At 73.1% G+C, this 13235-nt stretch carries 9 protein-coding genes; 6 read left to right on the plus strand and 3 right to left on the minus strand.

Annotation, left to right across the window (positions count from 1 at the left end):
- The 5 genes from ADK36_RS44295 to ADK36_RS44315 all read left to right on the plus strand — a co-directional run.
- Positions 1 to 1007 (plus strand): ATP-binding cassette domain-containing protein (locus ADK36_RS44295; protein ID WP_159391264.1); only part of this gene is annotated, 1007 nt, incomplete at its 5' end.
- Positions 1004 to 2071, plus strand: coding sequence for an ABC transporter permease (locus ADK36_RS44300; protein WP_053201614.1), 1068 nt, complete (start codon positions 1004 to 1006; stop codon positions 2069 to 2071). The genes ADK36_RS44295 and ADK36_RS44300, both read left to right, overlap by 4 nt.
- Positions 2072 to 2118: 47 nt before the next feature.
- Positions 2119 to 3309 (plus strand): substrate-binding domain-containing protein, encoded by a 1191-nt coding sequence (locus ADK36_RS44305; RefSeq protein ID WP_053201616.1) that lies wholly within the window; start codon positions 2119 to 2121, stop codon positions 3307 to 3309.
- 271 nt (positions 3310 to 3580) lie between these two features.
- Positions 3581 to 4471 (plus strand): GNAT family N-acetyltransferase, encoded by an 891-nt coding sequence (locus ADK36_RS44310; RefSeq protein WP_078916324.1) that lies wholly within the window; start codon positions 3581 to 3583, stop codon positions 4469 to 4471.
- A gap of 165 nt (positions 4472 to 4636) precedes the next feature.
- Positions 4637 to 6130: a HEAT repeat domain-containing protein gene (locus ADK36_RS44315; RefSeq protein ID WP_053201618.1), complete on the plus strand. Its 1494-nt coding sequence runs from the start codon at positions 4637 to 4639 to the stop codon at positions 6128 to 6130.
- A 22-nt stretch (positions 6131 to 6152) separates the two neighbouring features.
- Here the strand turns inward: ADK36_RS44315 and ADK36_RS44320 are convergent, their stop codons facing one another.
- From ADK36_RS44320 to ADK36_RS44330, 3 genes are all read right to left on the minus strand, one after another.
- The gene (locus ADK36_RS44320) at positions 6153 to 7616 is read right to left on the minus strand and encodes an APC family permease (RefSeq protein ID WP_048582686.1); all 1464 of its coding nucleotides are present in this window, start codon (positions 7614 to 7616) and stop codon (positions 6153 to 6155) included.
- Complete coding sequence (locus tag ADK36_RS44325; RefSeq protein WP_053201619.1) at positions 7613 to 9184, minus strand: GMC family oxidoreductase; 1572 nt, start codon at positions 9182 to 9184, stop codon at positions 7613 to 7615. The genes ADK36_RS44320 and ADK36_RS44325 overlap by 4 nt, the downstream gene beginning before the upstream one ends.
- Positions 9185 to 9253: 69 nt before the next feature.
- Complete coding sequence (locus tag ADK36_RS44330) at positions 9254 to 10720, minus strand: aldehyde dehydrogenase family protein (RefSeq protein ID WP_053201621.1); 1467 nt, start codon at positions 10718 to 10720, stop codon at positions 9254 to 9256.
- Positions 10721 to 11051: 331 nt separating this feature from the next.
- Here ADK36_RS44330 and ADK36_RS44335 point away from each other — a divergent pair, with 331 nt between their 5' ends.
- A complete protein-coding gene (locus ADK36_RS44335; protein WP_053201623.1) occupies positions 11052 to 13226 on the plus strand; it encodes an FUSC family protein in 2175 nt (724 codons plus the stop codon).
- Positions 13227 to 13235: the final 9 nt, after the last annotated feature.

Genomic DNA, 13235 nt, shown 5'->3' on the forward strand with positions numbered 1-13235 from the left:
CCCCCCCCCCCCGGCGCGCCGGCGGCCCCCGCCTCTTCCGCGTCCTGCACGCCCTGCGCGACCGGGGGCACGGCATCCTCTACGTCAGCCACCGCCTGGACGAGGTGTACGCGGTGGCCGACACCTTCGCCGTGCTGCGCGACGGGCACCTCGTCAGCCACGGCCCGCTCGCCGGGCACAGCCCCGCCCGCCTGGTGCACGACATCGTCGGCGAGCAACTGACACACCGCCACCCCGCCCCCGTCCCCGCCGACGGCCCCGCCGTCCTGACGCTCGACGGAGTACGGACCGCCGGCGCGGGACCGGTCGCTCTGGAACTCAGGGCCGGGGAAGTCCTGGGCCTGGTCGGCCTCTCGGGCGCCGGACACACGGACCTCGGACGGGCCCTGGCCGGCGCCCGGCCCATCGTCGACGGCCGGGCACTCCTCGGCGGCCGGCCGTACCACCCGAGCGGGGTCGCGGACGCCGTCCGCCTCGGAGTCGGCCTGGTGCCCGGGGACCGGCAGCGGGAGGGCTGCCTCGCCGAGCTGACCGTACGGGAGAACCTCCTGGCCAACCCCGGCGCGGCAAGCCCGCCGGCACCGCGGTGGATCAGCCCCCGCCGCGAACGCGCCGAGGCCACCGCCCTCATCGAACGGTTCTCGGTGCGACCCCGCGACAGCGAGGCCCCCATCGCCACCCTGTCCGGCGGCAACCAGCAGAAGGTGATGATCAGCCGCTGGCTCCGGCTGGGCCTGCGCCTGCTCATCCTCGAGGAGCCGACCGCGAGCGTGGACGTGGGAGCCAAGGCCACCGTCTACCGGCTGCTCGACGAGGCGCTGGCCGCCGGCCTCGCGGTCCTGCTCATCTCCACCGACTTCGAGGAGGTCGTCGGCGCGTGCCGGCGCGCCCTGGTCTTCGTCGGCGGGTCCGTGACGGCCGAGCTGAGCGGCCCGGCCCTCACCGTCGCCGGGCTCACCCGGTCGGCTTCGGCCATGCCGCCCTCCGGAACCGCGACGCATCCATGACCCCCTCGCTGCGCGGCCCGGGCGGGCACTTCATCGGCGCTTACGGCCTACTGGCCCTCACCGGCCTGCTCTTCCTGATCTTCTCCCTCGCCCTGCCGCGTACGTTTCCCACGCTGGACACCGTCGACTCGATCCTGTCCAACCAGTCGATCCCGGCCGTCCTCGCGCTCGCCGCCATGGTCCCCATCGTCACCGGCGCGTTCGATCTCTCGATCGGCTACGGCCTCGGCCTCGCCCACGTCATGGTGATGCAGCTCATCGTCAACAACGGGTGGCCCTGGCCGCTCGCCTGCCTCGCGGTGATCGTCGCGGGGGCGGCCGTCGGCGTCCTCAACGGTGTCATCGTCGTGTTCGGCCGGATCGACTCCTTCATCGCCACGCTCGGGACCGGCAGCATGCTGTACGCCGTCACCGGCTGGGTCACCGACGGCGGCCGGATCGTCCCCGGACCGCAAGGTCTCCCGGCGGCCTTCACCGACCTGTACGACTCCACGTTCCTGGGCCTGCCGGTGCCCGCCTTCTACGTGCTCGCGCTCGCGGGCGTCCTCTGGCTGGTGCTGGAACGGCTGCCGCTCGGCCGGTACCTGTACGTCATCGGGTCGAACCCGCGCGCCGCCGACCTGGTCGGCATCCCGACCCGCAGGTACACCGTCTACGCGTTCACCGCGTCGGGACTGATCGTCGGCTTCGCCGGTGTACTGCTCGCGGCCCAGCAGCAGATCGGCAATCCCAGCGTCGGCCTCGACTACCTGCTGCCCGCCTTCGTCGGCGCCCTGCTCGGCGCCACCGCCATCAAACCCGGAAGGCCCAACGCCCTGGGCACGGTCGTCGCCGTCGCCGTCCTGGCCGTAGGACTCACCGGCATCGGCCAGATGGGCGCCGACTTCTGGACGGTCCCGCTGTTCCACGGCGGCACCCTGCTCCTCGCCGTCGGCCTGGCCGGCTACGCGGCCCGCCGCCGACTCCGCACCGGCGCCGTATCCGCCCGCGACGCGCCTGCCGAGCCGCCGGAGCCACCGTCCACCCCGACACAGGACGGTGGTCCGACGAGCACCGCCCCCTGACCCACACCCCGGGCACCGCCCGCGCGCCCGGTGCCATCCGCCCGCCCATGACTCCGGGAGGAGCTCTCGTGCACCGCAACGGCCACCGCAAGGCCACCACCGGCGTCCGCCGAGTTCGGCTCGCCGCCTGCGCCCTGCTGGCGACGACCAGCGTCCTCGCCGGCTGCGAACGCGGCTCGGAGAGCGGACCGGACCAGCCCACCGGGGGCCCGAGCGGCTGCCCCGAGGTCCACACCCGGGCGCAGGCCGCTGTCAGCCGGGCGGAGGAGACCGACGTCTCCTGGAACGGGCCCACCACCGGCCCCGCGGCGGAGCCCGGCAAGACCATCGTCTACGTCGCCCAGACCATGACCAACCCCGGAGTCGCCGGCGCGGCGAAGGGAATGCGGGAAGCGGCGCGGGCCATCGGCTGGAACGCCCGGGTGATCGACGGCGGGGGCACCCCGGCCGGCATCCAGGCGGCCATGAGCCAGGCCGTGGCCGTCAGACCCTCGGGCATCGTCATCGGCGGCTTCGACCCCAACTCGACCTTGCAGCAGGTCTCGAGGGCCAACGCGGCAGGCATCCCGCTCATCGGCTGGCACGCCGTCGCCGCTCCCGGGCCCAGCCGGCGGCCCGAGCTCTTCACCAACGTCACCACCCGGGTCGAGGACGTCGCCGCCATCAGCGCCCAATGGATCATCGCCGACTCGGGCGGCCGGGCGGGCGCCGTGCTCATCACCGACGCCTCGATCCCCTTCGCCAAGAACAAGTCCGACCTGATCAGGAAGGAGCTCGCCACCTGCTCGGACGTCAAGCTGCTGGCGTACGAGAACATCCCGATCCCGGACGCGAGCAGCCGCACCCCACGGGTGATCGCCTCTCTCCTCTCCCGCTTCCAGAACAGGTGGACCCACTCCGTCGCCATCAACGACCTGTACTTCGCCGACGCGGCACCCGCATTCCGTGCCGCCGGTGAGAAGGGCTCCGGCCCACCGTTCAACATCGGCGCTGGCGACGGCGACCCCTCCGCCTTCCAGCGCATCAACAGCAGGCAGTACCAGGCCGCCACCGTGCCCGAACCGCTGACCCAGCAGGGCTGGCAGATCGTCGACGAGTTCAACCGCGCCTTCTCCGGCCGACCCGCCAGCGGGTACGTGGCCCCCGTCCACATCACCACGGCCGACAACAGCGAAGGCGCCACCACCTGGGATCCGTCCGGCTACCGGGAGGCGTACCGGAGGATCTGGGGCAAGTGAGCAGCGGCGACCGGCGGTCCTCGACAGCCAGCCCGATCGCCTGCTGCCGCACCTTGTCGCATGCGGCCGAACCGCTCGCCGCCGACGGCACCGCAGTCGCCGGTGCGCCAGAGACCCGACCAAGTGCCGGCCGCCTTGCGGTAGTTGGCGGGCCGTCACGTACGGGGCAAGCTCGTACACGTCTTGCGCTCCGCCGAATTCCCTGTCGTCGCAGCCGGTTGCGTGATCGACTGTGGCCGTACCGCACCCCGATGACCGCACCGGAGCCGTCTTGCCCATACACATCACTGCCCTCACCGATCCCGACCGCACCTCTTCCGGCTATCGCCTCGCGTGGCTGGCCGGCGGGGATGACGGCGAGCCGCTCGGGTCCGCGTTTCTCCGGGTGTTCACCCGGGAGGGCCAGGACCACCTGGCCGAACTCCAGTTGAACGTGCACACGGCGGAGCGGCGCAGACGGGTCGGGTCGCGGCTTCTGGAGACGGCGGTGGCCGCCGCGCGGGAAGCGGGCCGGCGGTCGGTGATCGCGCAGGCCGACGCGGGCACGCCCGGCGACCACTTCCTTGCCGCGAGCGGCTTCCGCAGGGTGCTGACACTGACGTATGCCCGGCTTGCGCTGGACGAGTTGGACGGCGGCGCGGTCGACGAGATCAACGCGATCGTCGAACGGCCGCACCCCGGCTACCGTCTCACGGCCTGGCGCGGCACCGTCCCCGAGGAGCTGGCCGAGACCTTTGCCCACTCGCGCCGCGCCATGGACGACATGCCGATGGACGACACCGATTACGGTGTCGTCGCCTGGGACGTCGAGAGAGTTCTGGCCGCCGCCAAGGCCGTCGCCGACCGCGGCGAGCTGCTCACCACCGTGGTCGCCGTCGACGCGTCGGACGGCTCGATCGCCGGCTTCTCGGAGCTTGTCGTGCCGGGCGACGGCAAGGGCGAAGGGCAGCACTATGGCACCGGCGTGCTGCCCGAGCACCGCGGCCACGGCCTCGGCCGCTGGATGAAGGCCGAGTCGATCCGCCTCGCCCGCACCGACCACCCCGAACTCGCCGGCCTGGTCACCGATACGGCGGGGAGCAACACGCACATGCGGCGCATCAATGACGCACTGGGGTACGTCCCCACCCACCAGGCGCTGGAGTACCAGCTCGATCTGTGAAGCCGGCCAGGGGCGCCCCGAAAGGCCAGTCCGGTACCGACCAGGAGACTAGGAGACCAGGCAGGAGTCTGCCGCCCTAGGTCGGAAAGCCGGAACCGTCCCCACCCCCCTGCGCGCCGCTACAACCTCCGTCCCGCTCGCCGTGTCTCACTCACCGGGGTGCTCATGGGATCGGAACAACAGATCGCCTTCTTTCTGCGGGAGTTGAAGGACGGCGACACCTGGCGGCGCGCGGCCGCGGCGAAGGGGCTGGGGAGGGTCGGGCGGGACGAGCACGCGGGGGTGCTCGTCGGCGTGGCGGACGACCGGGCGCCCGAGGTGCGGGAGGCCGTGGCCGCGGGGCTCGGCCGACTCGGGGTCGCCGAGGCGGGCCGTACGGTGCTGCCCGCCCTGATGGGCGACGAGGACCCATGGGTCCGGCGCCGGGCCTCGCGCGCCGCGATCCGGCTGGGGCTCGACGGCCCGGAGGTCGTGGACGCCTTCTCACGCCTGCTCCGCGATCCCGACCATCACCTGCGGATCAACGCCCTGGACGGCTTGGGAGCCCTGGGTGTGCCGGGCTCTGTCCCCGGGCTCGTGGCGCTTCTCGGCGACCGGGAACCAGCCGTGTGGGGACGCGCCCGCGTTCTCGTGTACCGCTTCCGGGACGACCCCGCCGTCTGGGCCGAGGTGGTCCGTACGGCCGAGCGGGGCGAGGCAGACGCTCGCGTGCGGGCTCTCGAACTGCTCCCCGGGCAGTGGACCGAGCGTCTCCGCGACTCGCTGGTCACGGGGCTCCGCGACGCATCCGCGCGGCTGCGGATCGCGGTGGCCGGTCGGTTGTCCGACGTGGAGGCCGCGCAGACCCAGGACGCTCTCGTAGGCGCTCTGGAGGCGGAACGGGACGCCAAGGTGGCGGCCGTGCTGTTGCGTGGGCTCGGCCGACGGGGCGAGGAACGGGTGAGCGGGCCGGCAGGGCGCTGGCTCGGCGACGCCGTGGCCGGCCCGGCCGCCGCGGACGCGCTGGGAGCCGCGGGGACACGGCCCGCCGCAGGGATGCTGCGCATGGCTCTCGTCGACCCGGCCTTGCCCGGTCGTACGCGTGCGGCGGTCGCGAAGGCCGTCGGGCAGGCGGGGCGTTGGGACGCCGTCTGGCTGCTGCTTCCGCTTCTGGACGACCCGGACGGCGATGTGCGCGCGGGAGCGGTGGCCGGCCTGGGCACCTTGGTGGACGACGGGCTCCGCCCCTGGGAACGCCGTTCCGTGGCCCGGGCGTTGGTGGCCCACCTCGCCGCCGACCCGAACACGGTCTGGCAGACGCACAACGCACTCATCGGCCTGGCGGAGGCGCTGCCCGGACTGCGGCGGACGGTGGACCGGACCCCTTCGGCCGATGTCCGGGCCGCCGCGCTCTCGCTCCTCGACACGTACAACGCCACCGACGAGAACACCGGAGACGACCTGGCGCGCTTCGTCCATGGCCTGGACGACCCGGACGACACGGTCCGCTTCCACGCCACGGAGGGCTTGGCCCACTGGCTCGCGACCACCGGCAAACCGCCGCAGGGCGAGCGGCGGCTGCGCGCCCGGCTCACCGCTCTCGCCTCGGCCGACGCGGTGGCGGCGACCCGCGCGGCGGCCGACGAGGCGCTTCGGACGCTGGACGGGTACCGCCCCTGAGGCAACGGGAGGCGGCCGGACCTCAGCTGTCCGGCACGGCGTCGCCGGAGGGCGCGCCGCCACGGCCGTAGTGGTGCGTGGTGAACATGTAGAGCAGGCCGGTGCCCACCACCACCGCGCCGCAGAGAAGGACGATCCAGTTCTCCCACCAGGGCTTCTCCGGGGTACGGGCCCAGCAGATGTTGATGATGGCGAAGATGCCGTAGGCCAGCGCCCCGATGTTCACCGCCAGACCCCAGCGGCCCAGGGTGAACTCGCCCGCCGGACGCCAGCCCTTGAGGCGGGCGCGCAGCGCGGCCAGGACCACCATCTGGAACGAGCCGTAGATACCGAGGATCGCGAACGAGACGATGTTGGTGAGGGCGTCCTCGGAGAGCAGCGAGGCGAAGGCGATCAGCAGCGGCACCGCCGCGGACACGAACAGCGCGTAGCCGGGCACCGCACGGGCATGGGCGAACCGTCGCAGCAGTTGGTGCCCGACGATCATCTCGTCCCGGGCGTAGGAGTAGATGAGCCGCCCCGCGGCGGCCTGGAGGCTGATCGTGCAGGACAGGAAGGAGATCAGCACCACGGCCATCACCAGCCGCGCCCCGGTCTCGCCCATGGCGTCGTACAGCACGTCCACCACCGGGTCGGCCTGCTCGCCCGAGATGACCGCGTCGAAGTCCGTGACCGACAGCAGCAGCGACATACAGGTGAACGTGGCCGCGGCACCGCCGATGTAGATGGTGCGGCGCATCGCGCGGGGGATGACGCGGCCCGGGTGGGCGACCTCCTCGGCGGTGTCGCCGCACGCCTCGAAGCCGTAGTACTGGTAGAAGCCGATGATCGCGGCTGCCAGGAACGCCGGCAGGTAGGAGCCGTCCCCCTCGACTCCGTAGGTGTCGAAGATGACGCCGATGCCGTGGTGCCGGTGGGTGGTCAGCAGGTAGATGCCGACGACGAGGGCGCCGATGAGCTCGCCGGCGAAGCCGATGATGGCCGCCGCCGACAGCGCCTTGGTGCCCATGTAGTTGATGAGGATGGCGACGACGATGAGCACCGCGGTGCACAGCACGGTGGTGTGCACGGTGGTCCTGAAGCCGAAGAGGATGGCGATGTAGGGGCCGGCGCCGTACGCGACGGAGGTGATGGTCACCAGCAGCGCCCACATGTACACCCAGCCGGTCATCCACGCCCAGCGCTTGCCCCACAGCCGCCGGGCCCAGGGGTAGACACCGCCCGCGATCGGGTACTGGGCGACGATCTCGCCGAAGATCAGCGCGACGAGGAACTGGCCGCAGCCGGCCAGCACGAACGCCCAGATCATCGGCGGTCCGCCGTCGACGATCGCGATGCCGAAGAGGGTGTAGGTGCTCACCACCGGGGAGAGGTAGGTGAAGCCGAGGGCGAAGTTGGCCCAGGGGCCCATGTCCTTGCGGAACTCCGAGCCCGGCTCCCCTCCCGGGGTGCCGGACGCCGGGGCGGACGGCTGCGAGCCGGTCACTGTCCGGCCCTCCGCTCCGCGGCCGCCGGGCGGCCGCTGATCAGGTCGGCGGCGCGCTCGGCGGCCAGCAGGACCGTCACCATCGGGTTGATGGTGGGCATCGTCGGGAACACCGACGCGTCGACGATCCGCACACCCTCGAAGCCGCGCAGCCGCAACCCGGGGTCGCACACGGCCATCGGGTCGTCGAGGGCGCCCATCCGGCAGGTGCCCGCCGGGTGGTAGACGGTGTGTGCCGCGCGGCGCCCGTACTCGGACAGGTCGGCGTCGGACACCACGGCCGGGCCGGGCGCGACCTCCCGCAGGAGCCAGCCGCGCAGCGGGTCGGTGGCGGCGACCTCGCGGGCGACTCGCAGACCGTCCACGATGGTGCGCTCGTCATGGCCCTCGGGATCGGTGAAGTACCGGAAGTCCAGGGCCGGATGTTCGGCCGGGTCGGCGCTGCGCAGCCACATACGGCCGGTGGAGCGGGCGCGCGGCACGTTCGGCGTCATGCACACCCCGTGCCGGGGCACCGGGTAGCCCAGGCGTTCGGTGTTGACCGTGAACGGCACCTGGTAGAAGTGGAACATCAGGTCCGGGCGGGGCTGGCCCGTGTCCCGGCGCAGGAACAGGCCGGCGTCGGAGTCCATCGCGGAGTTGGGCGGCAGCGGACCTGCCGTCTCCCAGACGATCACGGACTCGGGGTGGTCCAGCAGGTTCTCGCCCACGCCGGGCAGGTCGGCCCGCACCTCGATGCCCAGGCCGCGCAGTTCGTCGGCCGGACCGATACCGGAGAGCATCAGCAGGCGCGGGGTGTCGATGGCGCCCGCGCACAGCAGGAGTTCGCGCTCGGCACGCACGGTGGCCGGTCGACCGTCGGCGTCGCGGACGGCGACCCGGGTCAGCCGCCCCGCCTCGTCGGTGAGCAACCGGTGGGCCCAGGTCTCCAGGAGCAGGGTGAGGTTGGGCCGGTCCAGGACGGGGTGGAGGTAGGCGACGGACGCGGAGGACCGCAGGTTGCCCTCCGGCTGGTAGGCCAGGGAGAAGAAGCCGGTGCCGTCGGCGAAGGGTTCGGCGTTGAAGTCGTCGACGACGGGGACGCCGAGCGCGCGGGCCGCCGCGGTGACGAAGTCCCTGGCGATCGGATTGCGGTCCGCCTCGGCCACCGGGACGATCTGCGTGAGCAGCCGGTCGCGGTAGGGGAGGATCGTCGCCGGGTCCCAGCCGGAACAGCCCCGGCTCACCCAGTCGTCGAGGTCCTGCGGCAGCGGCAGGAAGCTGATCAGCGTGTTGTGCGAGGAACAGCCGCCGAGCACCCGGGCCCGTGAGTGCAGGATGTGCGAGTTGCCGCGCGGCTGCTCGACGGTGGTGTAGCCGTAGTCGAACTCCGAGCCGAGAAGGTTGATCCAGTTGCGCAGGCGCAGGACGCGTTCGTCGCCGACATCGCTGGGGCCGCCCTCGATGACACAGACGCGACAGTCGGGGTCCTCGCTCAGGCGGGCGGCGAGCACACAGCCGGCGGTGCCGCCGCCGACGATGACGTAGTCGTAGGCGGACTCGGTGCCGGGTGCGGGAGTGGTGGCCATGCGGTGCCCTTCTTCGTCGGTGGCCGTCGTGCCACGGGCGGACGCTGTGGGTGTCCTGGGCAGCTCTGGTCAGCCCTTGAACCAGCCGGAGGGGGCGGGGGAGAGGTTCTGGTAGATGTGCTTGGCCTCCTGGTACTCCCGCAGCCCGGTGGGGCCGAGCTCGCGCCCGACGCCGGAGCGGCCGAAGCCGCCCCATTCGGCCTGCGGTACGTAGGGGTGGAAGTCGTTGATCCATACGGTGCCGTGCCGCAGCCGCTGGGCGACACGCTGGGCGCGGCTCGCGTCGGAGGTCCAGACCCCGCCGGCCAGGCCGTAGCGGGTGTCGTTGGCCAGTTCCACCGCCTCGTCCTCCGTACGGAAGCGCTCGACGGTGACCACGGGACCGAAGACCTCCTCCTGGACGATGCGCATGGACCGGTCGCAGTCGGCGAAGATCGTCGGCAGCAGGAAGAAGCCGCGGCTCAGGGCGGGGTCGTCGGGGCGGGTGCCGCCGGTGACGAGCCGGGCGCCCTCCGCCTTGGCCACGGCGATATAGCCCTCGACCTTCTCGCGGTGCTCGGCGGAGCTGAGCGGGCCGCTCTCGGTGCCCTCCGCCAGGCCGTTGCCCAGCCGGATCGCCCGCGCGCGCTCGGCGTAGGCCTCGACGAACCTGTCGTGCAGGGACTCCTCGACGAGCAACCGCGAACCGGCCGAGCAGACCTGCCCGGAGTGCAGGAAGGCGGCGTCGAGGGCGTAGTCGACCGCGGCGTCGAAGTCGGCGTCCGCGAAGACGATGTTGGGGTTCTTGCCGCCCAGTTCCAGGGCGATGTTGCGCGGCCCCTCGGAGGCGCTGGCCATGATGGAACGTCCGGTGTTCAGACCGCCGGTGAAGGACACCAGGTCGACCTCGGGGTGGCTGGTCAGGGCCGCGCCGACGGTCGCCCCGGAGCCCAGCACGAGGTTGGCGACGCCGGGCGGTGCGCCGGCCTCCTCGATGAGCCGGATCATGGCGATGGTGGTGAGCGGGGTGGTCTCGCTGGGCTTGAGGACGAAGGTGTTGCCGGCGGCCAGCGCCGGGGCGACCTTCCAGGATGCCTGCAACAGCGGGTAGTTCCAGGGGGCGATGAGCGCGCAGACGCCGACCGGTTGGTAGACGACACGGCTGAGGACGTCCGGCCCGACGTCGACGACCCGGCCGCCGTCCTTGCCGGCGAGTTCGGCGAAATAGCGGAAGGCGTTCGCCACGTCCTCCACGTCGATACGGGCCTCGGTCAGCGTCTTTCCGGTGTCGAGGGTCTCGGTACGGGCGATGTCCTCCTTGTCGCGCAGCAGCAGGTTCTGGACACGCAGCAGGAGGTCGGCGCGGCGCCGGGAGGGGGCGTACGCCCAGTCCTCCTCGACGAAGGCACGGCGTGCGGCACGCACCGCGCGATCCACATCGGTGGCGTCGGCCTCGTCGACGCCGGTGATGACGGAGGCGTCGTAGGGGTTGACCACCTCTCGCCGTCCGCCCGCCGCCGCCTGTGTCCACTCGCCGTCGATGTACAGCTCACCCACCGCGGGGCCTCCTTCGCATCCGGCCGGTGCCGATCGGCTCGACGGTCAGCAACATGGCCCATCGGACGCCCGGCGGCCACGGGACGCACCGCCGCGAGCACGTCGGAACGGCGCAGAGGACCCGGGTGGGCTAGGGGCTCCCGTCGTCGGGGGGAGACGCCGGTACGAGCGGGTGCGAGAGGAGGCCGGGCAGCGCTCCCTGTCACGGCACGGGCCGCCACGCCGTAGTCCCGCGGGCCGGGTCCGCCGGAACTGCCGGGAGCGCGCCGCTGCGGAAAATGGAAGTACGGCGGGGGATGCTCCCCGGGGCGGGGCCGCGGGAAGGAGCGCCATGGCGGAGCGGCCGTCGTCACCCGACCGCGTCCAGGCCGCGCGTCGCGCCGCACGGATCAGCCTCGCGGCCGCCGCCGGTTTCTATCCGGCCGTATACGCACTGGATGAGCCCGTTGTCGCGTTGTACGCCTTCTTCACCCCGATCTCGCTGGGCATCCTGTCCCCGCTGCCCGGCTCGGGCCGGGACCGCGCTCGCGTCGTCCTGCGCGTCCTGCCGGTCGCCGTGGCCCTGACCACGCTCGGCACCGCGCTCGCCGTGGCCACCGGCCCGGCGGTCGCGGGGATGGTGCTCGTGGGCTTCGTGATGTCCTTCGGCGCGGCCTTCGGCCCGGCACCGGCCGGCGTCGCCCCCGGCCTGCAGCTGTTCTACATCCTGGCCTGCTTCCCGCCGTATGTGCCGGACACCCTCCCGGAGCGGCTCGCGGGCCTGCTCCTGGGCGGCGCGCTCATGGTGCTCTGCGAGTTGCTGGTGCTGCCCGCGCCCGCCGAGGTCCCCTACCGCGAGCGGCTCGCCTCGGCGCTGGACGTGGCGGCGCGCGCGGGCAGAGCCGCGGCGGGCGGCGGCGTGCCGGACCCCGACCGCGTCCGCGAGCTGCGCGCGGCCGGCCAGGTCCTGCGCCTGTCGCGGCTGCCGCCCGCCGTACGACCGACCGGCGCGGGCCGCACCGAGCGCGCGCTGGCCCACACCGGCGGTGCGACCCGCCGGCTCCTCGACCAGCTGGCCCGCACCGCGGAGCACGCGCTGCCCTCACCGGCCCGGGACCACGTGTCGGGATCGCTCCAGGCGGCGATCGCCGCGCAGTGCGCCGCCATGGCGGAGAACCTGCGTGGCCGGCGTCCCGTAGCGGGATCCGAGGCACTGGAGGAGATGGTCGAGCAGTTCCTCACCGCTCGCACACGGGCGGCGGAGGCCCGTGAACCCCCGTCACCCCACATCCTGCGGCGGCAGTCGGCCGTCCTCGCGGAGGCGGCCTCGGCCGTGACCGCGCGGGCCGCCCTGTCCGTCGCGCTCGGCGGAAGACGGGTCGTACACGGCTTCCCGGGCGATCAGCTCTGGTACGCGGAACCCCCCGCGATCCACCTGTGGTCGCGGCGACTCACCGGGAACCTGACCCTGCGCTCGGTCGCGTTCCAGAACGCGGTGCGCACCGGGCTCGGGCTGGGCGTGGCACGCCTCGTCGCCGGTTCGCTGGACCTCGCTCACGGCTTCTGGGTCCTGCTCGCCGTGCTGACGCTCGGACGCACCACGGCGGGGGCCACCTGGTCCGCCGTGCGCTTGGCGGTGGTCGGCACGTTCGCGGGGGCGCTGTCGGCAGGAGCCCTGATCCTGTGGGCCGGGGAGACGACCGACGTCTACGCGGCGCTGCTGGTCCCGATCATGCTGCTGGCCTTCACCGTGGGACCGGTCGCCGGCCTGGCGTGGGCACAGGGACTGTTCACGCTCGTCGTCTCCACCGCCTTCGCCCAGCTCGCTCCGGTCACCTGGCGCATCGGGGAGGTCCGCGTGGTGGACGTCCTCACGGGCTCCTGCATCGGCCTGCTGTGCGGGGTCCTGGCGTGGCCGGCCGGAGCGGCCACCGAGGTCCGGCGGGGCATGGCCGGGCTGCTCCAGGAGGCCGCGCTCCTCATCCCGGCGGCGGTGGCGGCCACCTTGCCCGCCCCTGCGGCGCCCGCGGCACCGGCGCTCCCGGAACCAGAACCCCCCGAGGCCGGCGAGCGGACCCGGTGGCAAGCACAGCGCCGGTGGCAAACAGAGCACCGATGGCGGACACGGCACCGGCTGCGGCTCGCCGAGGCGGCATACGCCCAGTACCGCAGCGAACCCGGGACGCATCACGAGACGGCGCCCGACTGGCCGGCCGCCCTCAACTTCGCGGTGCACACCCTGGTCGGCGCCAACTGGCTGCCACGGATCGCGGCCCGCCACCTCGACGGCGAGGTACCCGCCGCCGCGGCGACCTGGGCACGTGAGGCGGCCGAGGTGACGGCCACCGCGGCCGTCCGGGCGTCCGGGTTCGCGCCGGGCGGCATCCGGGTGCCACCGGTCCCCGTGCCGTACGCGATCCACTCCATGCCGGCCGGCCGGCTGCTGCCGGTCCTGACGGACGTCGAGAACTGGCTCGTCACCCTCAGGGCGGACCTGCGAGCGATAGGCGACGGCACGCCGCCCTGAGACGCGCAC

Origin of the sequence: Streptomyces viridochromogenes (assembly GCF_001270495.1) — a bacterium.
Lineage (GTDB): Bacteria > Actinomycetota > Actinomycetes > Streptomycetales > Streptomycetaceae > Streptomyces > Streptomyces viridochromogenes_A.

What these genes read in the sequence shown, in the direction of transcription:
- ADK36_RS44335 (WP_053201623.1), top strand. Translation starts at nt 11,052, where the DNA reads ATGGCGGAGCGGCCGTCGTCACCCGACCGCGTCCAGGCCGCGCGTCGC.
- ADK36_RS44325 (WP_053201619.1), bottom strand. Translation starts at nt 9,184, where the DNA reads ATGGCCACCACTCCCGCACCCGGCACCGAGTCCGCCTACGACTACGTC.
- ADK36_RS44315 (WP_053201618.1), top strand. Translation starts at nt 4,637, where the DNA reads ATGGGATCGGAACAACAGATCGCCTTCTTTCTGCGGGAGTTGAAGGAC.
- ADK36_RS44300 (WP_053201614.1), top strand. Translation starts at nt 1,004, where the DNA reads ATGACCCCCTCGCTGCGCGGCCCGGGCGGGCACTTCATCGGCGCTTAC.
- ADK36_RS44305 (WP_053201616.1), top strand. Translation starts at nt 2,119, where the DNA reads ATGACTCCGGGAGGAGCTCTCGTGCACCGCAACGGCCACCGCAAGGCC.